Raw genomic sequence first — 23,422 nt, 5'->3', positions numbered from 1 at the left:
TCGGGGTGCGGTCAGCCGGCGAACCAGCGGACCGGCTTCGGGGCGAGGTTCTGGTACACGTGCTTGGTCTCGCGGTACTCGGCGAGCCCGGCGGGGCCCAGTTCGCGGCCGGTGCCGGACTTGCCGAAGCCGCCCCACTCGGCCTGCGGCAGGTAGGGGTGGAAGTCGTTGATCCAGACGGTGCCGTGGCGCAGCCGCCCCGCGACCCGGCGGGCGCGGCCCGCGTCGGCGGTCCAGACGGCGCCGGCCAGGCCGTACTCGGTGTCGTTGGCGAGGGCGACGGCCTCGTCCTCGGTGCGGAAGGTCTCGACGGTGAGGACGGGCCCGAAGACCTCCTCGCGCACCACGCGCATCTCGCGGTGGCAGCGGTCGAGGACGGTCGGCTCGTAGAAGTAGCCGCCCTCGGGGCGCAGTTCGGAGGGCTCGGGGCGCTTGCCGCCGCAGCGCAGCTCGGCGCCCTCGGCGAGGGCGGAGGCGACGAAGTCCTCCGTCTTGGCGCGCTGCTGCTCGGAGACGAGCGGGCCGCACTCGACGCCGTCGGCGGTGCCGCGGCCGAGGCGGATCAGGCGTGCGCGGCGGGCGAGTTCGGTGACGAAGCGCTCGCGGACCGACTCCTCCACGATCAGCCGGCCGCCGGCCGAGCAGACCTGGCCGCTGTGGATGAACGCGGCGTTGAGGGCCTGGTCGACGGCGGTGTCGAAGGACTCGTCGGTGGCGCAGGCGTCGGCGAAGACGACGTTCGGGTTCTTGCCGCCCAGCTCCAGGGCGACCTTCTTCACGCCGGGCGCGGCGGCCTGGGCGACCTTGGTGCCGCTGACCAGGCCGCCGGTGAAGGAGACCAGGTCGACGTCGGGGTGCTCGGCGAGGCGGGCGCCGACGGTGTGCCCGGGGCCGGTGACGAGGTTGGCGACGCCGTCGGGCAGGCCGGCCTCGGCGAGCAGGCGGTGCAGGGCGATGGTCGTCAGCGGGGTGATCTCGCTGGGCTTGAGCACGTAGGTGTTGCCGGCGGCGAGGGCCGGGGCGACCTTCCAACTCGCCTGGAGCAGCGGGTAGTTCCAGGGTGTGATCAGCGCGCACACGCCGACCGGCTCGTGCACGACCACGCTGTGCACCTCGGGCGTGCCCGCGTCCACCACCCGGCCCGGCGCCTCGGCGGCGACCAGGTCGGCGAAGTAGCGGAAGGCGTCGGCGACGCAGTCCACGTCGACCCGGCCCTCCTCGACCGTCTTGCCCGCGTCCCGGCTCTCCAGCAGGCCGATCTCCTCGCGGTCCCGCACGAGCAGGTCGGCCACCCGGCGCAGCAGGGCGGCGCGTTCGGCGACCGGGGTGCGCGGCCAGGCGCCCTCGCCGCCGGCGAAGGCGTCGCGGGCCGCGGCCACGGCCAGGTCGGCGTCCTTCGCGTCGCCCTCGGCGACCACGGCGAACGGCCGGCCGTCCGCGGGGTCGACGATCTCGCGCGTGGCCCCGGAGACGGCGCCGCGCCACTCCCCTCCCACGTGAAGGGTCCGCCCCGCGTGCTGGTCTGTGCTGTCCGCCATGATCGGTACTTGCCTTCCGTTCCTGTTCGGTGCCCCTGCGTGACACGGATGTCACCCACGGGGACCGGGAGCACATGCCCGTGCCCTGGGAAGCCATGCCGAATCCCGCATGGAAAGTGGGCCGCGTCACTACGAATGCGGGCGAACAGGGACATCACGGACTACAAGTCGCCCTCCGGGGCCGTCAGCAGCTCCCGCACCGCCGCCCGCAGCCAGGCGTGGGCCGGGTCGGCGTCGTGGCGGGGGTGCCAGGCCAGGCCCATCCGCAGCGGGGGCAGGGGCAGCGGGACCTCGAAGGCGGTGAGGCCTAGGGCGGCGGCCGGGGGCAGCGCCCAGGAGGTGAGCAGGCCGGCCAGGTCGGTGTCCCGCAGGACGAGCAGGGCGGCCGAGAAGGTGCCGACGCTGCCGACCACCCGGCGCGTCAGGCCCAGCTCGGCGAGGGCCGCGTCGACCGGGCCGTGCAGCCGGCCGCGCCGGGAGACCGTCAGGTGGTCGGCCTCGGTCGCGAAGCGCTCCGGCGTCAGCTCGCCCCGCAGCAGCGGGTGCCCGGCGCGGACCACGCCCAGCATCCGGTCCTCGCGGCACAGCTCGACGCGCACCTCGGGCGCCACCGTGTCGATCACGCCCACCTCCAGGTCGGCGGTGCCCTCGCGCAGCAGCGGCACGTCGAGGTGGCTCTCGCTGAGGAACCGCAGCCGCACGCCGGGCGCCTCGACGGCGGCGCGGGCGAAGAGGGCGGGGCCGTAGGAGGCGGCCACGGCGTCCTGGCCGAGGATCGTGAAGGTGCGGGTGACCGTGCGCAGGTCGGTGCCGGCGGGCGGGGTGAACAGCGCCCGCGCCCGCTCGACGACCGCGCCGACCTCGGCCCGGATCTCCAGGGCGCGCGGGGTGGGCACCATGTGCCGCCCGGCCCGGACCAGGACCGGGTCGCCGAGGGCCTTGCGGATCCGGCCGAGGGTGCGGCTGGTCGCCGGCTCGGAGAGGTGCAGGCGGCGGGCGGCGCCCTGGACGCTGCGCTCCTCCAGGAGGACGTCCAGGGCAAGGAGCAGGTTGAGGTCGAGGGCGCCGGGGGCGCTCGCCGGATCGGATTGCGTCATACGCAAGTACTCCTTGCAAAGGTTGCACTGGAGGTAAGGCCACCATCGAGCCTACGGTGACGGAGAAGCCAATCCACCGCACCCCACTCCGCTCCGGGAGGAGCCATGCCCCCGCACGCCCTGAAGCGGTCCACCGCACTCGCCCTGTGCGCCTGCGTCCTGGTCGCCCAGAGCATGGTCGCCGCGATCAACCTGCTCATCCCGCAACTGGCCGCCTCCGCGCTGCACCCCGCGCACAGCGAGATCCTGTGGACCGTCGACGCCTACGTCATCGTCTTCGCCGGCCTGCTCATCCCCGCCGGCGCCCTCGGCGACCGGTACGGCCGCAAGGGCGCCCTGCTCGCCGGGCTCGGCCTCTTCGCGGCGGGCGCCGCCGCCAGCGCGCTCGCCCAGGACCCGGCGCTGCTGATCACCGGGCGGGCGGTGTCGGGCGCGGGCGCGGCGCTGATCATGCCGGCCACCATGTCGCTGATGCTCCACCTCGCCGGACCGGCGGGCCGCGCGCAGGCCATGGCCTCCTGGACGCTGGCCATCGGCCTGGGCGGCGCGGCCGGCAACCTCGGCGGCGGCCTCGCCGGGCAGTACCTCGGCTGGCGCGCGCTGTTCGTGCTGATGGTGCCGGTGGCCGCGCTGCTGGCCGCCGCCGTCGCGCTCACCACCCCGCGCACCGCCCGCTCCCCGCACGGCTCCCTCGACCCGCTCGGCGCCGGGCTGGTCACCGCGGGCCTGGTGGCGCTGCTGTTCGGCATCATCGAGGGCCCCGACCGCGGCTGGGCCTCCCCCGCGATCCTGACCTCCTTCGCGGCCGGCGCCCTGCTGCTGGCGACCTTCACCCGGTACGCCCTGCGCTCCCCCGCCGCCCTCTTCGACCCGCGCGTCTTCGCCGCGCCCCGGCTGCGCGCCTCGGTCCTCGGCATGGCCACCGCTTTCTTCGGCCTGTTCGCCCTGTTCTACGTCAACTCCCAGTACCTCCAGGACCTCAAGGGCTACGGCGCCGCCCGCACCGGCGTGGCGATCCTGCCGCTCATCGCCGGCATGACCCTGGTGCCCAAGTTCGCCGCCCGGCGGGCCTGGCGCCCCCGCCCGGTGGTAGGCGCCGGGCTCGCGCTGATCGGCCTGGGCCTGCTCGGCACGTCCACGGCGGACGCGGGGACGCCGTACGCGCTGTACGCCTGCTGGATGGTGGTCATCTCGGCCGGCGCGGGCCTGTCGATGCCGGCGCTCACCCTCGGGGTCGTCACCTCGCTGCCGCCGCACCAGGGCGGGCTCGGCTCCGGGCTCGGCACCTCGGCGCGCGAGGTGGGCGCGGCCCTGGGCGTGGCGGTGGCCGGCACGGTGCTGGCCGCCCACCCCGACCTCGCGCACGGCATGGGCCCGGCCCTTCGCACGGTGGCGGTGCTGGTCCTGGCGGCCACGGCCGCGGTGGTCGCCGGCTACCGCACGCCCCGCGCGGTGGCGGCCGAACCGGCCGTGCGCCGCCCGAAGGAGCCGGTGGGCTGAGTGAGAACGACGAAGTCCCCTTCCGCCAGCTGCGGAAGGGGACTTCGGGTGTGGAGCGCCGGGCAGGCCTTGCACCTGCATCTCCCCGCAGGAAGCGGGGCGTCTTTCCTTGGACCACCGACGCACGGTCGACTGCCGGGAGTTCCGGCGGCCGGTGCGTGATCAACTATAGCAGTGCTGCGGGCTGATGATCACACCCCGGCCCTCGGCCGGCAGACGACACACGTGGCTCAGATCAGGCCGAGACCGCGGACCGCGTCGCGCTCCTCGGACAGCTCCTGCACGGAGGCGTCGATGCGGGTGCGCGAGAACTCGTTGATGTCCAGGCCCTGGACGATCTCGTACTTGCCGTCCTTGGTGGTGACCGGGAAGGAGGAGATGAGGCCCTCGGGGACGCCGTAGGAGCCGTCCGACGGGATGCCCATCGAGGTCCAGTCGCCGTCGGCGGTGCCGTTGACCCAGGTGTGGACGTGGTCGATGGCGGCGTTGGCGGCGGACGCGGCCGACGAGGCGCCGCGGGCCTCGATGATGGCGGCGCCGCGCTTGGCGACGGTCGGGATGAAGTCGTCGGCCAGCCACTTCTCGTCGCCCACGACCTCGGCGGCGTTCTTGCCGGCGACCGTGGCGTGGAAGATGTCCGGGTACTGGGTGGCGGAGTGGTTGCCCCAGATGGTCAGGCGCTTGATGTCGGCGACCGAGGTGCCGGTCTTCTTCGCCAGCTGGGTCAGCGCGCGGTTGTGGTCGAGGCGGGTCATCGCGGTGAAGCGCTCGGCGGGGACGTCCGGGGCGGCGGCCTGCGCGATGAGCGCGTTGGTGTTGGCCGGGTTGCCGACGACCAGGACCTTGATGTCGTCCGCGGCGTGGTCGTTGATGGCCTTGCCCTGCGGCTTGAAGATGCCGCCGTTGGCCTCCAGGAGGTCGCCGCGCTCCATGCCCTTGGTGCGGGGGCGGGCGCCGACGAGGAGGGCGACGTTGGCGCCGTCGAAGGCGACGTTCGGGTCGTCGGTGATCTCGATGCCCTGGAGCAGCGGGAACGCGCTGTCGTCCAGCTCCATGGCCGTGCCCTCGGCGGCCTTGAGGGCCGGGGTGATCTCCAGCAGGCGCAGCTTGACCGGCACGTCCGCGCCGAGCAGCTGGCCGGAGGCGATGCGGAAGAGCAGGGCGTAACCGATCTGGCCGGCCGCGCCGGTGACGGTGACGTTCACGGGAGTGCGGGTCATGGCGTTCTCCGTATGACAGCTGGCGGTGGGGCGTCCCTGCCCCGGACGTTTGATCGATCTCTTGACGCCAAGAGACCGACGCAGCGGCCAGGCTATCGCGCCCGCGCCGTCCGGTACGTCGGGGCCGGTGTGGCCCGGCCCACAGGGGGAAGGGCCGCCGCGCCGTCGCCGAGTGCGGGTCCGCTGTGGCTGGTCGCGCAGTTCCCCGCGCCCCTAGGGCGTTGCAGTCACGTCGGCCGCTCAGCAGCGGCACCCCGCTACGCCGGGCTGCGACACGCCCCCCCCCGGGCCCCCGGACGCGGCAAGGCGGCCGTCGCGGTCCGGGAGAGGAGAGACGCGTACGGCCGCCGGTCGGGACTCCGTTGCCGGAACTCCCGTGGGGGTTGCTCTTCGCTTGCCCGTGCGGGCACGGAGCATGCCTATACCGGTACGACTTTTCCCCGCCGCCCCCGAAGGGTCACGTGCAGGCCCTCTCCCCCGCCGCAGGCGCCAGGCACGCCGTCGCCTCACCGGGGCTCTTCACCGCCACCATCGGCGTGTAGGCGCCCGTCTTCCCGGCCCCCTCCACCGTGCCCACCTGCCGCTTGCCGCCCGCGTCGACCTGGACCTCGTCGCCCTGCCCGGCCCCGGTGACCCGGCCCCAGGCGGTGCCGCAGGTCTTGCTGTAGCGGACCTCGACCAGGGCGGTGCCGACGGTCACGGACGCCTCGGTGGTGACCAGTTCGCCGCCGCAGCCCATCCGCTCGGCGTCCTTGCCGGTGCACAGGGCGCCCGCGCACTTCACGCCCGGCGGCAGCTTGGGCGCGCTGGTGACGGTGGGCGACGGGGAGGGACCGGCCTCCTCGCCCTCCTTGCCGCCGAAGCCGTTCACCAGCAGGAAGGCGCCCGCGGCGGCGGCAACGGCGACGACGAGGCCGACGACGAGCAGCGCCGTCCGCTTCCGGCCACCCGTCGGCACACCGGGCGCGGGTGCGGGTGCGGGGGTGGGTACGGGCCCGGCCGCCACCGGGGCGTGGCCGGTCGCCGGGGTGGCGGCGGCCGGGAGGGCCCTGGTGCCCGGGGCGTCGGCGGGCTCGGGGCGCGCCGCGCGGGCGCCGGTCGGAGCGGGGCCCCGATAACCGGCGAGGCCCCAGGAGTTGCCCTCGGAGGGGCCGCCGGGTGACGACGCGGAGGGGAGGGCCGAGGCCGGGCCGCCGCCGGCGACGGTGACGGCGCCCCAGGCCGGGCCGGCGGAGGCGTCGGGGCTGTCGGCGGCGGTGGGCTGCGCGGGCACCCAGGCCGGCGTGGAGGCGGCCTTGCCGGACGCGCCGGACGCCCCCTTGACCCTGCCGCCCGCGGCGGCACCGGACTTGGCGGCGGCGTGGCCCGACCCGCCCACGGCAGCGGGGGCCTCGGATATGCGGATGGCCTCCATGGTCATGTCACGCCGCGACTCCGCACCGCTCCAGGCCCGTTCGGCCGCCTCCCACTGGTCGGTCAGCCCGGCCGGGTCGGTGCCCGTCACCTCGGCCAGCGCCACCACCGCGCCCTTGGGGGCGAGCAGCCGGCCGTCCAGATAGCGCTCCCAGGAGGTCCTGCTGTAGCCCGTGGCGTCGGCCAGCGCGGCGAGGCTCAGGTCGCCGCCGTCCACCAGCCGGCGCAGCCGGTCCACGAACTCCGCGAGCTGCGGGTCGAGTTCGTCCGGCAGGGCCTTCCAACGAGGCATCGATTCCCCACTTCTCCCCCGGGGACGTCCTTGGTCGTTCCCCGCTGTCGGCCTCCGGCTCCGCCGCACCGTCGCATGCCCACCGGCCTCGGACCAGTGTGGCATCGCTCCGGCGGCGTGCCGAACGGAACCCCCGAGTACCGGAACCGTCACCTCCGTGCCACAGCGCACCGCGAGGCGTTGAAGGGCCCGTTCCGGGTGCTGGAGGGTGTTCCACGGGCGACGGCCCGTCCCTCCACGGGGGTGGGGACGGGCCGTCGTCGCCGTACCGGCGTCAGCTGACCGTGAAGTGCAGGACGTCCTTGAGGAAGGGCACCTTCAGCCACGGGTCCGGCTGGGCCATCAGCGCGAGCAGGGCGATGGCGAGGCCGAGGACGCCGTAGGTGGTGATGTCGGTGAAGCGCGAGCGCACGGCGAGCATGCCGACGCCCGGCAGCGTCCAGCGCAGCGCGGCACCGACCAGCAGCGCGACCCCGACGATCAGCGTGCCGACGCGGAACACGTCGAGGGCGGTCAGCAGCAGGCCCAGGGCGACCAGGACCACCACGGTGAGGATCGGCCACTGCCGGGCGGGCGCCGGGGCGTCACCGGCCGCGGCGCGGCCACCGCCCTCGGGGCGCGCGGTGTCCCGGGTGAAGAGCGGGAACCGCCGCGTGGCCCGCCGGGGCCGGCCGGCGGCGTCGGGTGCGCTGACGGGGTCCTCGACGGTGATCTCGTCCTCGCCCCCGCCCTCTTCGCCCTTGCGACCGGGCGCGTCCGGCGCGGCCTCGTCGACGGCTCGCCCACCGTCCCCGGAACTGTCCGCGCCCCGCTCGCCCGCCGAGTGCGCTGTGTCCGCGGGCGCTGTGTCCGCGGGCACGTCGTCCTGGCCGCCCTCGGCCGCCGGCGCCGCCCGCCGGTTCTCAGGCGGCACGGCGTTCCGCCGCCTCGACCACGTTGACCAGGAGCTGTGCGCGGGTCATCGGGCCCACGCCGCCGGGGTTGGGGGAGATCCAGGCGGCCACCTCGGCGACGTCCGGGTGCACATCGCCGACGATCTTGCCCTCCGCGTTGCGCGAGACGCCGACGTCGAGGACGGCGGCCCCCGGCTTGACGTCCTCCGCGCGGATCAGGTGCGGGAAGCCGGCGCCGGCGATGATGATGTCCGCTCCGCGCAGGTGGGCCGAGAGGTCCCGGGTGCCGGTGTGGCACTGGGTCACCGTGGCGTTCTCGCTGCGCCGGGTGAGCAGCAGCGGCATCGGCCGGCCGATGGTCACGCCGCGGCCGACGACCACGACCTCCGCGCCCTTGGTCTCCACGCCGTAGCGGCGCAGCAGGGTGAGGATGCCGTTGGGGGTGCAGGGCAGCGGGGCCGGCTCGTTGAGGACGAGGCGGCCGAGGTTCATGGGGTGCAGACCGTCCGCGTCCTTCTCCGGGTCCATCAGCTCCAGGACGCGGTTCTCGTCGATGCCCTTGGGCAGCGGCAGCTGGACGATGTAACCGGTGCAGGCGGGGTCCTCGTTCAGCTCGCGGACCACCGCCTCGATCTCCTCCTGCGTCGCGGTGGCCGGCAACTCGCGCTGGATGGAGGCGATGCCGACCTGCGCGCAGTCGCGGTGCTTGCCGGCGACGTACTTCTGGCTGCCGGGGTCCTCGCCCACCAGGACGGTGCCGAGGCCGGGCGTCACGCCCTTCTCCTTGAGCGCCGCCACGCGGGCGGTCAGTTCGGACTTGATCGCGGCTGCGGTGGCCTTGCCATCGAGAATCTGGGCGGTCATGCCCCCATCCTCGCGGATGACCGCCCCCGGGTTCCAATCAGGTCGGCGGCGGCTTCGCGGACGTTGCGCTTGCACAACACCTGAGGTGCCCGCTGGACAAGTAAGAGCCGGGTCAAGAACGATGGGCCCACACAGTGCCGCGGGCTGTACCGGGGGGACCATCCGCATCTGTCGAACTTCCTCCGCTCCATGCCGCGCGTCCCCGCACAGGAGCACATCGGAGGAAGGACCGCCATGAGTTTCGGCGACCCGAACAACCCCTACGGGCCCCCGCCCCAGCAGCCGCCGGGCGCCCCCGGCTACGGCTACCCGCAGCAGGGCCAGCATCCCGGCTACCCGCAGCAGCCCGGCGTGCCCCCGCAGGGCGGCTACGGCTTCCCGCAGCAGCCGGCGTATCCGGGGTACCCGGGCGGGAACCACATGGCGCCCCCGTCGATGCCGGGGCTGCTGGTGACGGCCCGGGTCTTCCTCTACATCATCTCCGCCGTCCAGATCCTCGTGGGGATCATCTGGCTGTACGTCGCGGCCATCGCCAACGACGTCTCGGACGCGGCCGACGACCTCAGCTCCTCCTCCGACGACCCGTTCAGCTCGCTCAGCGACGGCGGTGACATGGCGGCCGGCGTGCTCGTCTTCATCGCCCTGGTCGCCTTCGGCTTCGCGGCACTGTCGATCACGCTGGGCGTCAAGTTCGGCAGGGGCGGTCAGGGGATCCGGATCACCACCGTCGTCTACGGCGCGCTCGGCACCATCGTGGGCCTCATCGCCCTCTTCGCCGGGATCGACTCCGGCCTGGCCTCCGCGATCATCTTCCCGCTGATCTGGGTGACCTTCGGCGCCATCATCACCGCCGCCCCGGTGGTGTCCAGCGGTACGGCGTGGTTCGCGCGCCCTCGCTACTGAACCGCCGCCCGCGGCGCGGGCCGTGGCTCACCCGCGCGGAGAGCCACGGCCCCGGCACGACCGCCGGCGGCGCCGGCGGCGTCAGTGGAAGAAGTGCCGCGTCCCCGTGAAGTACATCGTCACGCCCGCCTTGCGCGCCGCCTCGACCACCTGCTCGTCGCGGACCGAACCGCCCGGCTGCACCACGGCCTTGACGCCCGCCCCGGTGAGGATCTCCAGGCCGTCGGGGAAGGGGAAGAAGGCGTCCGACGCGGCGTAGGAGCCCTGCGCCCGCTCGGCGCCCGCCCGCTCCACCGCGAGCTTCGCGGAGTCGACCCGGTTGACCTGGCCCATGCCGACGCCGACCGAGGCGCCGTCCTTGGCGAGCAGGATGGCGTTGGACTTCACCGCGCGGCACGCCTTCCAGGCGAAGGCCAGCTCGGCCAGTTCGGCCTCGCCGAGGGCCTCGCCGGCGGCCAGCGTCCAGGCGGCCGGGTCGTCGCCCTCGGCCTGGAAGACGTCCTTGACCTGGGCCAGGCCGCCGCCGTCGATCGGGCGGAACTCGGCGGGCGGCTGCGGCGCCTCGGGGCAGCGCAGTACGCGGATGTTCTTCTTCTTGGTGAGGGCTTCGAGAGCGCCCTCCTCGTAGCCGGGCGCCACGACGACCTCGGTGAAGATCTCCGCGACCTGCTCGGCCATCTCCTTGCTGACCGGGCGGTTGACCGCGATCACGCCGCCGTACGCGGACAGCGGGTCGCAGGCGTGCGCCTTGCGGTGCGCCTCGGCGACGTCCGCGCCGACCGCGATGCCGCACGGGTTGGCGTGCTTGATGATCGCGACGCACGGCTCGGCCTGGTCGTAGGCGGCACGGCGGGCGGCGTCCGTGTCGACGTAGTTGTTGTAGGACATCTCCTTGCCGTGCAGCTGCTCCGCCTCGGCGAGGCCGCCGCGGCCGCCGGTGTAGAGGGCCGCGGGCTGGTGCGGGTTCTCGCCGTAGCGCAGGACGTTCTTGCGCTCGTACGTCACGCCGATGAACTCGGGGAACCGCTCGCCGTCACCGGCGTACTCCCCCACGAACCAGCCGGCGACCGCCACGTCGTACTCGGCGGTGTGCCGGAACGCCTCGGCGGCCAGCCGCTTGCGGGCGGCGAGGTCGAAGCCGCCGTCCCGCACCGCGGCCAGCGCGTCGGCGTAGCGGGCGGGGCTGGTGACCACGGCGACGGAGGGGTGGTTCTTGGCGGCGGCGCGGACCATCGAGGGGCCGCCGATGTCGATCTGCTCCACGCACTCGTCGGGGGTGGCGCCGGAGGCGACGGTCTCCCGGAACGGGTACAGGTTGACCACGACCAGGTCGAACGGCTCCACGCCCAGCTCGGCGAGCTGCTCGCGGTGGCTGTCCAGGCGCAGGTCGGCGAGGATGCCGGCGTGCACCTTGGGGTGCAGGGTCTTGACCCGGCCGTCCAGGCACTCGGGGAAGCCGGTCAGCTCCTCGACCTTGGTGACGGGGACGCCGGCGGCGGAGATGCGGCCGGCCGTGGACCCGGTGGAGACCAGCTCCACACCGGCCTCGTGCAGCCCGCGGGCCAGCTCCTCCAGGCCGGTCTTGTCGTAGACGCTGACCAGTGCGCGGCGGATGGCCCGCTTGTTGCTCTCGGCGGTCACTGGATAACTACCTTTCGTCCCTCGATCGCATAGCCGTTGCGGGCGAGCCGCCCCACGACCTCGACGAGCAGCCTTCGCTCGACTTCCTTGATGCGCTCGTGCAGAGCGCTCTCGTCGTCCTCGTCCCGGATCTCCACCACGCCCTGCGCGATGATCGGCCCGGTGTCGACGCCGTCGTCGACGAAGTGGACGGTGCAGCCGGTGACCCGCGCCCCGTACGCCAGCGCGTCCCGCACGCCGTGCGCCCCCGGGAAGCTGGGCAGCAGCGCCGGGTGGGTGTTGACGAACCGGCCGCCGAAGCGGGCCAGGAACTCCTTGCCCACGATCTTCATGAACCCGGCCGAGACGACCAGGTCGGGCGCGTGCGCGGCGACGGCCTCGGCGAGCGCGGCGTCCCACTCCTCGCGCGTGGCGTGGTCGTTGACCCGGCACACGAAGGTCGGCAGCCCGGCGCGCTCGGCGCGGGCGAGCCCCTCGACGCCGGCGCGGTCGGCGCCGACCGCCACGATCTCGGCCCCGTAGGCCCCGGCGCCGGTGGCGGCGATCTCGTCGAGGAGCGCCTGGAGGTTGGTGCCGGATCCGGAGACCAGCACGACGAGGCGCTTCACCACGGTGAGGCCCTTTCTGGGGATGCTCGGGGACGGATCGGTCGGCGGCGTTTGTACGGTCCTACGAATGCTTCACGCCCCGGGATACGGGGAAGCCTACGAAGCGGCCGACCGCCAGCAACGATACCGGCACACCCGACGGCCCCCACGGGACGGGGGCGGGAGCGGGGGGTAGCGTCTGCGGGAGCCGGGCACCGCCGGGCGGGGAACGCGGCCCGGGTGCCAGGCGTTCACCAGTCGTACCGAATCGTTCGTGGCCACCCGTTCCACCGAGGAGAAGACGCTCACTTGATGCCGGACCGCAGCCTGCGACTCTTCACGCTCCCCCGGAAGCCTGAGCAGCCGGAGCAGCGCGGCGCCGTGCTGTTGCGCGAACGCCCTTCGACTCCGCCGGACAGCTCCTCGGACCGAAAGGACGGGGCCGGTCAGGAGGACAACCCGTTCGCGCCGCCCCCCGAGGGCTCGCCCGACCGCCCCTGGCAGCCGCGCCACCCCTCCGGCGGCGACGGGTCCGGGGACGACCGGGGCCGGGAGGGCGGCTCGCCCTGGGGCCACCAGTGGAGCGACCGCCAGCCGGGGCGCTCCTCGGGCGGCGGCTTCGGCGAGCGGCCCGGCACCGAGGGCCAGGAGCCCCCGGAGGGCCGCCCCGACCGGCGCTGGGATCCCACGGACCCCGTCCAGCGGCGCGCCCGCTATGCCCTGCTGGCCGGTATCTGGGCCCTGGGCCTCATGGTCTTCGGCTGGCCGTCCGTGGCCCTGCTGCTCGGCGCGCTCGCCCTGTACTGGGGCGTCAGCTCCCTGCGCGCCAAGCCCCGCGAGGGGGCCGACGCGGAGTCCGCACGGCCGCAGCGCACCGCCGCGATCACGGGTCTCGTCACGTCCTCGCTGGCGCTGCTCCTGGTCGTCCTGTCCTTCACCACGCAACTGGTGTACCGGGACTACTACACGTGCCGCGGCGACGCCCTCACCGACCAGGCCAAGCAGTCCTGCGAGCGCCTGCTGCCGGAGCAGCTGCGCACGCTGCTGGGCGTGGAGGAGTGACGGGGCCGTTCGTCACGGGGTGACCGGGGGGTCGGTCGGGCCGGTGGGCCGGGGCGTGGGCTTCGGTTCTGGCTCGGGCAGCAGGTCGTAGGGGGCGTCGTCGGGGCCCTCGGTGTCGTCGTAGAGGCCGAAGGGGATGGTGTCCTCGTCCGTCTCCGTCGCCGTCTCCGTCTTGCCACCCCGCCCTCCGTCCGGCGGCGCGGCGGTCTCCCTCGGGGGCAGCGGGGGCAGCGGGGGCAGCGGGATGCGGATCCGCCGCCTGCTTCCGGCGCGTACGCCGGAGACGGGCCCGGCCTCCGGCGGCGCGGCCCTCGCCGGCAACGGCACCGGCGCCGCCGCCCGCCCCCGGTTCCGCCACAGCCGCACCCCGGCCGCCACCGGCACCGCCACCACGGCCACCCACCCCAGCGCCGCACCCCCGGCCTGCCACCACACCGGCCCGAAGTCCGCGAGCCCGGCGTTCCCCAGCGGCCCGCCGGCGAGCGCCGCGAGCAGGGCGACGAGAAGGCCGCACAGCACGGCGGCGAGGGCGGCGGCGAGGGCCGTCCGGCCGAGGGTCCAGGCGGCACGCGGCCCGGCATCCTCGCGGGCGGGCGGCGTGGGAGCGCGCCCTGTGGCGGACGCCGCGCCCGAGGTCACCCACGCCGGGGGTCCACCCGGCGCGCCCTCCGTCGCCGCCCGCGCCGTGACCCACCCCACCACCACCCCCGCCGCCAGCGGCACCGCCCCAGCCGCCCAGTGCAGCGGGGTGCTCGGGCCGGCGTCCGGTACCGCCGACAGCAGGGGGAACGCCGGCAGCGGGGGCGTCGAGGCGGCGGCCAGGGGGCCGATCGCATGGCCGGTGCCGACGACGAAACCCGGGCCGAGGGCGTAGGCCGCCGCCCACACCGCCGCGTTCGGGACCAGGGCGAGGCAGAGCAGCAGCACCGCGCACTGCCCGGACCAGTCGCCCGACAGCCGCACGAAGGCGTCCCGGGCCGCGCCCCCGTGCCAGAGCAGGGACACGGCCACCAGCAGCGCGCCGCCCCCGACCAGCGCCGCCGCCCCGGCACCCGCGGCCCGCGCCGCCGGACCGAGGCGCGCGTCGGGGCGTACGACCAGCGCCCGCACGCCCGCCGGCAGGACGCCCAGCACCCGACCGAGCAGCCCTCGGGTCACGCCGAGCGCCGTCCACACCCCGGCGCCGGCCGCCGCCGTCACCACCAGCGGCAGCCACAGAACCGCCCACGGCCAGGCGGGCCGCAGGGCGCCCCCGGCCGCGAAGAGCACGGCGGGCGCGGCGACGGCCAGGTAGCCGAGCACCACCCCCGTCCAGGCGGTGCGGGCCGCGACGGGCGGCGGCGCGTCACCGTCGCCGTCGCCCTCCTCGCCGCCGTCCGTGACGTCCCGCGCCGCCCGGTACACCAGCCACATCGGCAGCAGCAGCGCGAACAGCGGGGTGACCCCGAGCGGCGCGGCGGCGCCGGACAGGGTGTCGGCGCGGATCAGTTCGGCGCCGTGCGCCAGCACCCACAGCGCGGCGGCGACCCGCAGCGCCCCGTCGGGCCCGCTGTCGGGGTAGGGCGAGCTGATCCACACCACCATCACCAGCACGGCGAGCGAGGCGAGGCCGAGCCCGGCCGCGAGGGCGCCGCCCAGCGCGCCGGCGGCCAGGCCGGGCGACCGGTCGCGCCAGCGGGCGTGCCACCGGGTGCGCCGCCGGGCGCGCAGCAGCAGCGGGGGTCTGCGGTGAGCGGTCGTCTCGGTCACGCCCGCCATGCTCCCAACGACACGCTTCTTCCCCCCGTAACAGGCGAAGCTCCGTTGTGTCGCTCAATATACGTTTATGTACTTTTTCGTACGAAGGGGTGTCCTGTGACCCGGAGCCCGGCGACCCCGCTGCCTCCACCGAAGGAGCGCCGACGCCTGCGCGAGGCCGCCTCGCTGACGCACACTCAGTTGGCCGAGCGGGCGGGCGTCACCCGCGACACGGTCCGCGCCTGGGAGTCGGGCCGCACGACCCCGCGCGGACGCAAGCGGGAGGCGTACGCGAAACTGCTGGCCGACCTGGCCGACCTGGCCGAAGAGACGGCGGCTCAGGCGGAACAGACGGCGACTCAGGCAACCGGGTCGGCGGAACCGGCGGCGCCACCCGTCCCGGTCGTCGTGACAGCCGGCGCCGCGTCCGCCGAACCGGCCGCGGTCCTCACCAAGACGGCCGACAGCCTCGTCCTCCCCGCCAGACCCCTGCGGGACACGGTGCCGGGGACCCCGCCCCTGACTCCCGCTCAGACCTTCGACGCGCTCTACGACTTCGGCGCCCCGGCCCTGGTGCGGCAGACGTACCTGCTCACCGGCCGCCGCGACCTGGCGCGCGAGTCGGTGGAGCGGGCGTTCCAGCAGGCGTGGGAGCGCTGGCCGGAAGTGGCCCGCGACCGCGACCCGGTGGGCTGGGTGCGCTCGCTGGCCTACGAGTACGCGCTCTCCCCCTGGCACCGCTTCCGACTGCGCCACCGGCACCCGGAGGCGCCGCCCGCCGACCCGGCCGACCGCACCCTGATGAACGTCCTGCTGCGCCTGCCGCCGCCGCACCGCCGCACGCTCGTCCTCTACGACGGCGTCGGCCTCGACCTGCCCGAGACGGCCGCGGAGACGGAGGCCAGCACCCCGGCCGCCGCCTGCCGGCTGATGCGGGCCCGCGAGGCGCTCGCCGACCGGGTGCCGGAGCTGGCCGACCCGGAGGTGCTGCACCGCCGCCTCGCCGAGCTGGCGTCCGCCGAGCGGCTGCGCGCGGCGGGGCCGACGGCGGTGCGGCTGGGCAGCGAGCGGCGGGCGAAGTTCCTGACCAGGATCGCGATCGCCTTCACGGCCGCCCTGATCGGCACCACGTCCCTGACGCTGCGCACCGCGCCCACGCACTACGAGCCGCCGGTCTCCCCGGGGCAGCCGGTGCGCGGGGTACCGCCGCGCACGGCGCCGGGTCCGCTGTCGGACACGGAGCTGGAGCTGCGGCAGAAGCTGCGGGACGAGGCGGCGGCGGGCCCGGAGCGGCTGTCGCCTTCACCGGGGTGACGCCTCGGTCCGGGTGACGCCTCGGTTCGGGTGACGCCTTCGTCCGGGGTGACACCCGGAAACGCCGATCGGGCCCGCCCCCATGCGCTGGGGACGGGCCCGATCGGTTCGGGTCGGCTGCCTGTGCGGCGGGGTCAGCCGGCCAGGATCGCGCGGGCGAGCTTGGCGGTCTCGGTCGGCGTCTTGCCGACCTTGACGCCGGCGGCCTCCAGGGCCTCCTTCTTCGCCTGGGCGGTGCCGGAGGAGCCGGAGACGATGGCGCCGGCGTGGCCCATGGTCTTGCCCTCGGGCGCGGTGAAGCCCGCGACGTAGCCGACGACCGGCTTGGTCACGTTCTTCGCGATGTAGTCCGCGGCCCGCTCCTCGGCGTCGCCGCCGATCTCGCCGATCATGACGATCAGGTCGGTCTCGGGGTCGGCCTCGAACGCGGCGAGCGCGTCGATGTGCGTGGTGCCGATGATCGGGTCACCGCCGATGCCCACGGCCGTCGAGAAGCCGATGTCGCGCAGCTCGTACATCATCTGGTACGTCAGCGTGCCGGACTTCGAGACCAGGCCGATGCGGCCCGGCTTGGTGATGTCGCCCGGGATGATGCCGACGTTGGACTGGCCCGGGGTGATGATGCCGGGGCAGTTCGGGCCGATGATGCGGGTCTTGTTGCCCTTGGCGCCGGCGTGCGCCCAGAAGGCGGCGGAGTCGTGCACCGCGATGCCCTCGGTGATGACGACGGCCAGCGGGATCTCGGCGTCGATGGCCTCGACGACCGCGTCCTTGGTGAACTTCTCCGGCACGAAGATGACGGAGACGTTGGCGCCGGTCTTCTCGATGGCCTCCTTGACGGTGCCGAAGACCGGTACCTCGATGGGGGCCCCTCCCTGGTCCTTAAGACCTTGGGGGACGTCGAAGTCCACGGACTGACCCGCCTTGCGCGGGTTGACGCCGCCCACGACCTCGGTGCCGTCACCCAGCATGAGCTTGGTGTGCTTCATGCCGGTGGCGCCGGTCATGCCCTGGACGATGACCTTGCTGTCCTTGTTGAGCCAGATAGCCATGGTGTGTTCTGTCCTCGTCCTGAGTGCTTACTTGGCGGCGTGAGCCAGCTCGGCGGCCTTGTCGGCCGCGCCGTCCATGGTGTCGACGCGCTGCACCAGCGGGTGGTTGGCGTCGGTGAGGATCTTGCGGCCCAGCTCGGCGTTGTTGCCGTCGAGGCGGACGACGAGCGGCTTCTCGACCTTCTCGCCGCGGTCCTCCAGGAGCTTCAGCGCCTGGACGATGCCGTTGGCGACCTCGTCGCAGGCGGTGATGCCGCCGAAGACGTTGACGAACACGGAGCGGACGTCCGGGTCGCCGAGGATGATCTCCAGGCCGTTGGCCATGACCTGCGCGGAGGCGCCGCCGCCGATGTCGAGGAAGTTGGCCGGCTTCACGTTGCCGTGCTTCTCACCGGCGTACGCGACGACGTCGAGGGTGCTCATGACGAGACCCGCGCCGTTGCCGATGATGCCGACCTCGCCGTCGAGCTTGACGTAGTTGAGGTTCTTCTCCTTGGCCGCGGCCTCGAGCGGGTTGGCCGCGTCCTTGTCGTGCAGCTCCGCGTACTCGGGGTGGCGGAACTCGGCGTTCTCGTCCAGCGACACCTTGCCGTCCAGGGCGAGGACGTCACCGGAGGCGACCTTCGCGAGCGGGTTGACCTCGACGAGGAGGGCGTCCGACTTGATGAAGGTGTCCCACAGCTTGACGAGGACGTTGACGACCTTGTCCGCGACCTCGGCCGGGAACTTGGCGGCCTCGACGATCTCGCGGGCCTTGGCCTCGGTCACGCCCTCGATGGCGTCGATCGGGGTCTTGGCGACGGCCTCCGGTCGGGTGGCCGCCACCTCCTCGATCTCCACGCCGCCCTCGACGGAGGCGATGGAGAGGAACGTGCGGTTGGCACGGTCGAGGAGGAAGGAGACGTAGTACTCCTCCACGATCTCCGGAGCGGTCTCCGCGATCATCACCTTGTGGACCGTGTGGCCCTTGATGTCCATGCCGAGGATGTCCGTCGCGCGGGCGACGGCCTCGTCCGGGGTGGCGGCGAGCTTCACGCCACCGGCCTTGCCGCGGCCACCGACCTTGACCTGGGCCTTGACGACGGACTTGCCGCCCAGACGCTCGGTGATCTCGCGCGCCGCCTCCGGCGTGTCGATGACTTCACCGGCCAGCACCGGTACATCGTGCTTGGCGAAGAGGTCCCTCGCCTGGTACTCGAACAGGTCCACGCGCTTCCGTCCCTATCAGTGATCTCGCGGTTCGTTGGATGCGTGGGCGTGCCGCGAAGGGCAACGTGACGTCCGCATGGGTCACAAGGGATGCGCACACGGTGTCCGAGCGCGCGGCATGTCCGTCTCGCAGGTTATCGCCGGTTGCGTGAGGTCCCTAAATCGCGGGTCACACCTGAGCGGTGATACCTGTCACATGATGCCGCCTGACCTGGCACGCGGTGCCGGTCGACGGCCGCGCGTCCGAGGCCCCACCGGGCTGGGGTTGGCCCGGTGGGACCCGTCGCGCTCCCCGGACGGGCCGCGCGCAGGCGGCACGTCCGGGGTGCGGACCGGCCGTCCCCACCCCAATGGGGAGCGCCCGATCCTGTCCGCGGGGGCCGTGACCGGCCGGAGGCCGACGGATTTCGACCGCCTTGGGACCGCATACCCCGCGGAACACCGGGGGCGCCGCCTAGGCGGGCGGTACGGGGACGTCCCGGCCGCCGTCCCGCAGCGCGGGCACGCCCACCGACTCGACGGCACCGGGCACGAGCCGGGGCGGCACAGGGCGCAGCGGTGCGACGGCCTGGGCGTCGACGTGCCGGGCCGAGCCGTTGTCCGCGCCGGGGGCGGAGGCGGGGTTGGCGCCGGTGTCGGCGCCTGCGGGGGGCGCGAGCGGCCCGAGGGCGCGGGCGTGGCGGTGCGGGGTGTGGGGGGCGCGGCTCGGGTGCGCCTGCGTGTGCGGGGCCTGGGCGGGTGTCCCGGGGGGTGCGTACGAGGCCGTCGCGGGCGGCTTCCGGTGCTGCGCCGGGGCGGCTGTCGTGCGGTGGGGGCGCTCCGGTGCGCCGGGCGACGGGGACGACGAGGACGAGGAGGACGACGAGGCCGGGACGGAGGGCGGGGGGACGGACGGCACCGGATCCGGCAGCGGAGCGGGGTCGGGAAGGTCGGCCGGGGCCGGAAGGTCAGCCGGGGCCGGAAGGGGGCGGGGCTCGGCCGGTGGCTCCACCGGCGGAGCCACCGGCACCACCGCCTCCACCACCGACCCGAGCGTCTCGGTCACCGGACGGAGGTCCGCCCCGCTCCCGACGGCCTGCCCGACCCGCCCGACCACGTCGGTGACCACACCTCCGGCCGAGGGCGCCCGCTCGGTGCCGGCCGCCTCCGCCCGCCCACCGCAGACCACCCCGAGCACGAACAGCCCGCCCAGCAGCAGAGCGCATCGCAGAGCCCATCGCAGAGCCGGCCACAGCGCACGCCGGGGCGCCACCGTGCGCGGCAGGCGCAGGGCGGCACCGGACAGGGCGGCCGACCAGCTCACGACGCGGGATCTTCGCACGGTACGCCCCGGGTCGCGCAAGCCCTTCCCGGCAGTGAAGCTACCGATGGGTAGGCATGTCCGTTATGCCCTGCCCGGCGGCGTCCGGTATCGGCAGCGGGCGCCCCTCGAGCGCCGCCGCCATCACCTCCGGGAAGAGATCGGGCGTGCAGGCGAAGGCGGGCACGCCCAGCGCGGCGAGGGCCGCCGCGTGCTCCCGGTCGTAGGCGGGCGCCCCCTCGTCGGACAGGGCGAGCAGCGCCACGAACCGCACCCCGGCCGCCTGCATCGCCGCCACCCGCTTGAGCATCCCGTCGCGGACGCCGCCCTCGAACAGGTCGCTGATGAGCACCACCACCGTCTCGGCGGGCCGGGTGATCCGGGACCGGCAGTACGCCAGCGCCCGGTCGATGTCCGTGCCGCCGCCCAGCCGCGTGCCGAACAGCACGTCGACCGGGTCGTCCACCTGGTCGGTGAGGTCGACGACCGCCGTGTCGAAGACGACCAGCCGCGTGCTGAGCGCCCGCATGGAGGCCAGCACCGCCCCGAAGACCGCGGCGTGCACGACGGAGGCCGCCATCGACCCCGACTGGTCGACGCAGAGCACGACCTCCTTCCGTACCGACCGCGCCGCCCGCCCGTACCCGACGAGCCGCTCCGGCACGACCGTGCGGTGCTCGGGCAGGTAGTGCCGGAGGTTGGCCGCGATGGTGCGGTTCCAGTCGATGTCGCCGTGCCGGGGCCGGTGCACGCGGGCGCTGCGGTCGAGGGCGCCGGCGAGGGCGGTGCGGGTGCGGACGGCGAGGCGCCGCTCCAGGTCCTCGACCACCTTGCGGACCACCGCCCGCGCCGTCTCCCGGGTCGTCTCCGGCATGGCCGCGTGCAGCGAGATCAGGGTGCCGACCAGGTGCACGTCCGGCTCCACGGCCGCCAGCGTCTCCGGCTCCAGGAGCAGCGCGGCCAGGCCGAGCCGGTCGATCGCGTCCCGCTGCATGACCTGCACGACGGGGGCGGGGAAGTAGGCGCGGATGTCGCCCAGCCAGCGGGCCACGGACGGCGCCGACGCCCCCAGACCCCCCGCCCTGTCCCGCCCGGCGGCAGGGCGGCGGCCGTCCTGGTCCCCCTTGCCGTACAGCGCGGTCAGCGCCGCGTCCATCCCGGCGTCGCGGCCCGCCGGCACGTGCCCGGTGCCGTCGGCGGGGTCGCCGCCGAGCACCAGCCGCCACCTGCGCAGCCGCTCATCCACCGCCGGCTCCGCCACCAGCTCCTCCATCGGTTCCGCCGACCCGCCCGTCATGCCCCGCCCCCCACGCTCGCGCGCCCCTCGGCGCTACCGGCGTCCGAATCCGTATCCGTATGCGTATCCGTCTCCGCCCCGTCCAGGCCGAGTAGCAGTCGCGCCACCGGCAGCACCGCGTCCGCCCGCCCGCCGTCGGTCTCCGGCCCGAAGCCCGGCAGCCCGATCCCGGTGGCCGCCGCCACGCCCCGCCGGTCCGGGCCCCGCCGGACCCGCTCACCGAGGGAGCGGCGGACGCCCGGCTCGTACGCGGCGAAGGTGCGCCGCAGCAGGGGCAGCACGTCGGTGAAGGCGTCCGCCGGCACACCGGTCAGCCAGGCGTCGACCAGGGCGAGGAGCCCCTCGTCGTGCAGCAGGAGCATGCCGCCGCCGGAGCCGCCGCCGACAAAGCCCTCGATCCAGGCCGCCGCGTCCGCAGGCGGTGTGCCCGGGGAGAGCGCGAGCCCCATCAGCCGCGCCGCCTCCGCCGGTGCCAGCGCCCCCTCGTCGAGGAGCAGCCGCACCGCCCGCCCCCGGATCACGCCGGGCACGCCCTCCCGGACCGAAAGCCGCCCGAGCACCGCCCGCCACCGGCCCCGCAGGTCGGCGCGGCCGGGCGCGGGAGCACCGCCGAGCAACTCGGCGTGACCGGGCGCGGGGGCGTCCGCGAGCAGGTCGACCGCCGCGTGCACGGCGTCCACATGGCGGCGCATCTCCTCGGCGGCGTCGGTGTCCAGGGCGGTGCAGGCCGGGGGCAGGCCGACGAAGACCCGCTCGGCGAGGCCCGCGGCGACCTCGGCGAGGGCCCCGGTGCCGGTGCCGCGCACGTCGCCGTAGCGCAGGGCGCGGACCAGGGCGGGCAGGGCCTGGGCGAGGTGGCCCACGTCGGTGTCGAGGGCCGCGCGGTCGGCGAGCACCGCCATCACCGTGGGCAGCGCGTCCGCGAGGCCGGCCAGCAGGCAGTGCTCGGCGAGCGCGGTGACCTCGGCGAGCCGCCGGGCGGCCACCGCGTCGGCCGCCGCCTTCGCGGTGGCGGCGGCCGACACGGTCGTCCCCCATATCCCGGCCTCCGCGACCCGCACCGACAGCTCCGGCTCCCACCGCAGCCGCCACGTCTCCCGGAAGGTGCCGGTGCCGCCCCGGGAGGCGGCCGGCTCGCCCCAGCCGACGCCGAGCAGCCGAAGCCGGTGCAGCAGCCGGCTGCGCCCGGCGTCCGTCTCCTTGCGCAGGTCCAGCTCCAGCTCGCGCGGCTGCGCCTCGGGGCGGAGCCTGAGCCGCCGCTGGAGCCGGGCGAGGTCGCGCTGGAGCGGCACCGCGGGGGCGTCCGGCGGGACCTCGCCCAGCACGTCCCCCACCACCAGCCGGTCGTGGATCAGCGCCAGCGGCACGTCCGAGCCCTCGCACATCACCGCCCGCACGGCGTCCAGCGTCTCGCCGAGCCCGGGCAGCGGACGCCCGCGCAGCACCGCGAGCGTCCCCGCCAGCCGCACCGCCTCGATCACGTGCGCCGGCGAGACGACCCGGTCCTCCTGCCGCAGCAGCCCCGCCGCCTCGGTCAGCCAGCGCTCCACCGGCCGGTCCGGCGCCCGGAACAGATGCCCGTACCAGCCCGGCGAGTCGATGCCCGCCCCGTACCCGCCGGCCCGGGTCAGCCTGCGGTGCGTCCACGGCACCCAGGTCAGGTCGGCCTTCGTCCGGGGCAGCCCCTTCAGCAGCGCCCGGTCGGCCGCGACCGGGGCCGGGCGCCGCAGCGCCGGCACGTGCCAGGCGCCGCACACCACGGCCACGCGCCGCCCCGGGTGCTCCCGGCGCGCCGCCCGCACCTGGAGCCGCATGTGCGCCTCCCGCACGAGGTCCCGGTCGAACGCGTCCCCGTCACCCGCCCCCCACGGCTCCGTCTCCCGCAGCGCCGCCATGGCCTCCTCCACGGCGACGAACGGCGCCAGCGGATCCGACGGGGGCCCCTCCCCCGCGCCCCGGTGCTCGACGGCGTCCTCCCACCAGCGCTCGGCGTCGTCGTACCCGGCGGCCTCGGCGAGGGCGGCCAGCGGGTCGGCGGGCAGTTCGCCGGGGTCCTCCGGACCGGCCCGGTCCCCCACCAGGGAGTGCGCGGCCGGGAGGTCGATGAACCGGACGGGCACCTCCCGCTCCAGCGCCCAGCGCAGGGCGACCCACTCCGGGGAGAACTCGGCCATCGGCCAGAACGCGGACCGCCCCGGCTCGTCCACGGCGTGCGCGAGCAGGGCGACCGGCGGCCGCATGGCGGGGTCGGCGGCCAGCGGGACCAGGGCGTCGGCCTCGGCGGGGCCCTCGATCAGCACGGCTCCCGGCCTGGTCGCGTCCAGCGCCGCACGGACCGCCCGGGCCGAGCCGGGCCCGTGGTGGCGCACACCGAGCAGCAGCGGCTCGCCCCCGGCGCCGACGCCGGCCGCGTCACCGGCCCCGGCTCCCCCGGCCCCGTCGACTCCCGTCACACCGTCCCCCTCCCTTCTTGGTCCAGCTCGGGTCGTCCTCGTCCGCCCAC

General features: G+C 75.1%; 18 protein-coding genes. 4 read left to right on the top strand and 14 right to left on the bottom strand.

Translation table 11 applies throughout. The features are described from left to right. Positions 1–11: 11 nt before the first annotated feature. Complete coding sequence (locus ACGFZL_RS07655) at positions 12–1,538, bottom strand: aldehyde dehydrogenase family protein (protein ID WP_393690018.1); 1,527 nt, start codon at positions 1,536–1,538, stop codon at positions 12–14. Between the two features lie 161 nt (positions 1,539–1,699). Beyond that, a complete protein-coding gene (locus ACGFZL_RS07650) occupies positions 1,700–2,635 on the bottom strand; it encodes a LysR family transcriptional regulator (protein WP_355167790.1) in 936 nt (311 codons plus the stop codon). A gap of 105 nt (positions 2,636–2,740) precedes the next feature. Between ACGFZL_RS07650 and ACGFZL_RS07645 the strand changes: the two genes are divergently transcribed. Continuing rightward, positions 2,741–4,135, top strand: coding sequence for an MFS transporter (locus ACGFZL_RS07645; RefSeq protein ID WP_393690017.1), 1,395 nt, complete (start codon positions 2,741–2,743; stop codon positions 4,133–4,135). 230 nt (positions 4,136–4,365) lie between these two features. Here the strand turns inward: ACGFZL_RS07645 and ACGFZL_RS07640 are convergent, their stop codons facing one another. From ACGFZL_RS07640 to ACGFZL_RS07625, 4 genes are all read right to left on the bottom strand, one after another. Further along, positions 4,366–5,355 (bottom strand): malate dehydrogenase, encoded by a 990-nt coding sequence (locus ACGFZL_RS07640; RefSeq protein WP_393690016.1) that lies wholly within the window; start codon positions 5,353–5,355, stop codon positions 4,366–4,368. A gap of 457 nt (positions 5,356–5,812) precedes the next feature. Then, the gene (locus ACGFZL_RS07635) at positions 5,813–7,060 is read right to left on the bottom strand and encodes a DUF2690 domain-containing protein (RefSeq protein ID WP_393690015.1); all 1,248 of its coding nucleotides are present in this window, start codon (positions 7,058–7,060) and stop codon (positions 5,813–5,815) included. 274 nt (positions 7,061–7,334) lie between these two features. Then, the gene (locus ACGFZL_RS07630; protein ID WP_393690198.1) at positions 7,335–7,919 is read right to left on the bottom strand and encodes a DUF3017 domain-containing protein; all 585 of its coding nucleotides are present in this window, start codon (positions 7,917–7,919) and stop codon (positions 7,335–7,337) included. A gap of 43 nt (positions 7,920–7,962) precedes the next feature. After that, positions 7,963–8,817 (bottom strand): bifunctional methylenetetrahydrofolate dehydrogenase/methenyltetrahydrofolate cyclohydrolase, encoded by an 855-nt coding sequence (locus ACGFZL_RS07625; protein WP_355167780.1) that lies wholly within the window; start codon positions 8,815–8,817, stop codon positions 7,963–7,965. Between the two features lie 234 nt (positions 8,818–9,051). On the opposite strand from ACGFZL_RS07625, the gene ACGFZL_RS07620 reads away from it, so the two are divergent. Further along, positions 9,052–9,720: a hypothetical protein gene (locus ACGFZL_RS07620; protein WP_393690014.1), complete on the top strand. Its 669-nt coding sequence runs from the start codon at positions 9,052–9,054 to the stop codon at positions 9,718–9,720. Between the two features lie 81 nt (positions 9,721–9,801). Here ACGFZL_RS07620 and purH read toward each other — a convergent pair whose 3' ends face one another. Next, positions 9,802–11,361, bottom strand: a complete 1,560-nt coding sequence (gene purH, locus ACGFZL_RS07615) for a bifunctional phosphoribosylaminoimidazolecarboxamide formyltransferase/IMP cyclohydrolase (protein ID WP_393690013.1) — start codon at positions 11,359–11,361, stop codon at positions 9,802–9,804. Continuing rightward, positions 11,358–11,972, bottom strand: a complete 615-nt coding sequence (gene purN / locus ACGFZL_RS07610) for a phosphoribosylglycinamide formyltransferase (protein ID WP_393690012.1) — start codon at positions 11,970–11,972, stop codon at positions 11,358–11,360. Before purN ends, purH begins: the two co-directional genes overlap by 4 nt. A 288-nt stretch (positions 11,973–12,260) precedes the next feature. On the opposite strand from purN, the gene ACGFZL_RS07605 reads away from it, so the two are divergent. After that, positions 12,261–13,010: a hypothetical protein gene (locus ACGFZL_RS07605; protein ID WP_393690011.1), complete on the top strand. Its 750-nt coding sequence runs from the start codon at positions 12,261–12,263 to the stop codon at positions 13,008–13,010. A gap of 12 nt (positions 13,011–13,022) precedes the next feature. Here the strand turns inward: ACGFZL_RS07605 and ACGFZL_RS07600 are convergent, their stop codons facing one another. After that, positions 13,023–14,768 carry a DUF6350 family protein gene (locus ACGFZL_RS07600; protein ID WP_393690010.1) on the bottom strand — a complete coding sequence of 582 codons (1,746 nt, stop codon included), beginning with the start codon at positions 14,766–14,768 and terminating at the stop codon, positions 13,023–13,025. A 96-nt stretch (positions 14,769–14,864) separates the two neighbouring features. Between ACGFZL_RS07600 and ACGFZL_RS07595 the strand changes: the two genes are divergently transcribed. After that, the gene (locus ACGFZL_RS07595; protein WP_393690009.1) at positions 14,865–16,061 is read left to right on the top strand and encodes a helix-turn-helix domain-containing protein; all 1,197 of its coding nucleotides are present in this window, start codon (positions 14,865–14,867) and stop codon (positions 16,059–16,061) included. Positions 16,062–16,195: 134 nt separating this feature from the next. Here the strand turns inward: ACGFZL_RS07595 and sucD are convergent, their stop codons facing one another. The 5 genes from sucD to ACGFZL_RS07570 form a co-directional block, all read right to left on the bottom strand. After that, positions 16,196–17,113, bottom strand: coding sequence for a succinate--CoA ligase subunit alpha (gene sucD / locus ACGFZL_RS07590; RefSeq protein WP_393690008.1), 918 nt, complete (start codon positions 17,111–17,113; stop codon positions 16,196–16,198). Between the two features lie 27 nt (positions 17,114–17,140). Beyond that, a complete protein-coding gene (gene sucC / locus ACGFZL_RS07585) occupies positions 17,141–18,322 on the bottom strand; it encodes an ADP-forming succinate--CoA ligase subunit beta (protein ID WP_355167764.1) in 1,182 nt (393 codons plus the stop codon). 454 nt (positions 18,323–18,776) lie between these two features. Further along, the gene (locus ACGFZL_RS07580) at positions 18,777–19,625 is read right to left on the bottom strand and encodes a hypothetical protein (protein WP_393690007.1); all 849 of its coding nucleotides are present in this window, start codon (positions 19,623–19,625) and stop codon (positions 18,777–18,779) included. A gap of 58 nt (positions 19,626–19,683) precedes the next feature. Continuing rightward, a complete protein-coding gene (locus ACGFZL_RS07575) occupies positions 19,684–20,919 on the bottom strand; it encodes a VWA domain-containing protein (protein WP_393690006.1) in 1,236 nt (411 codons plus the stop codon). After that, a complete protein-coding gene (locus ACGFZL_RS07570; RefSeq protein ID WP_393690005.1) occupies positions 20,916–23,372 on the bottom strand; it encodes a DUF5682 family protein in 2,457 nt (818 codons plus the stop codon). Before ACGFZL_RS07570 ends, ACGFZL_RS07575 begins: the two co-directional genes overlap by 4 nt. Positions 23,373–23,422: the final 50 nt, after the last annotated feature.

It is taken from the genome of Streptomyces sp. NPDC048182 (assembly GCF_043202555.1).
Classification (GTDB): Bacteria; Actinomycetota; Actinomycetes; order Streptomycetales; family Streptomycetaceae; genus Streptomyces.
The sequence above is the reverse complement of the archived record's forward strand: the minus strand, read 5'-3'. Positions and strand labels throughout refer to the sequence as shown.

Excerpts from the sequence above, each read along its gene's own strand:
- ACGFZL_RS07635 (WP_393690015.1), bottom strand. The coding sequence starts at position 7,060 with ATGCCTCGTTGGAAGGCCCTGCCGGACGAACTCGACCCGCAGCTCGCG.
- ACGFZL_RS07650 (WP_355167790.1), bottom strand. The coding sequence starts at position 2,635 with ATGACGCAATCCGATCCGGCGAGCGCCCCCGGCGCCCTCGACCTCAAC.
- sucD (WP_393690008.1), bottom strand. The coding sequence starts at position 17,113 with ATGGCTATCTGGCTCAACAAGGACAGCAAGGTCATCGTCCAGGGCATG.
- ACGFZL_RS07645 (WP_393690017.1), top strand. The coding sequence starts at position 2,741 with ATGCCCCCGCACGCCCTGAAGCGGTCCACCGCACTCGCCCTGTGCGCC.
- ACGFZL_RS07575 (WP_393690006.1), bottom strand. The coding sequence starts at position 20,919 with ATGACGGGCGGGTCGGCGGAACCGATGGAGGAGCTGGTGGCGGAGCCG.
- ACGFZL_RS07620 (WP_393690014.1), top strand. The coding sequence starts at position 9,052 with ATGAGTTTCGGCGACCCGAACAACCCCTACGGGCCCCCGCCCCAGCAG.
- ACGFZL_RS07640 (WP_393690016.1), bottom strand. The coding sequence starts at position 5,355 with ATGACCCGCACTCCCGTGAACGTCACCGTCACCGGCGCGGCCGGCCAG.
- ACGFZL_RS07655 (WP_393690018.1), bottom strand. The coding sequence starts at position 1,538 with ATGGCGGACAGCACAGACCAGCACGCGGGGCGGACCCTTCACGTGGGA.
- ACGFZL_RS07605 (WP_393690011.1), top strand. The coding sequence starts at position 12,261 with ATGCCGGACCGCAGCCTGCGACTCTTCACGCTCCCCCGGAAGCCTGAG.
- ACGFZL_RS07600 (WP_393690010.1), bottom strand. The coding sequence starts at position 14,768 with ATGGCGGGCGTGACCGAGACGACCGCTCACCGCAGACCCCCGCTGCTG.
- ACGFZL_RS07625 (WP_355167780.1), bottom strand. The coding sequence starts at position 8,817 with ATGACCGCCCAGATTCTCGATGGCAAGGCCACCGCAGCCGCGATCAAG.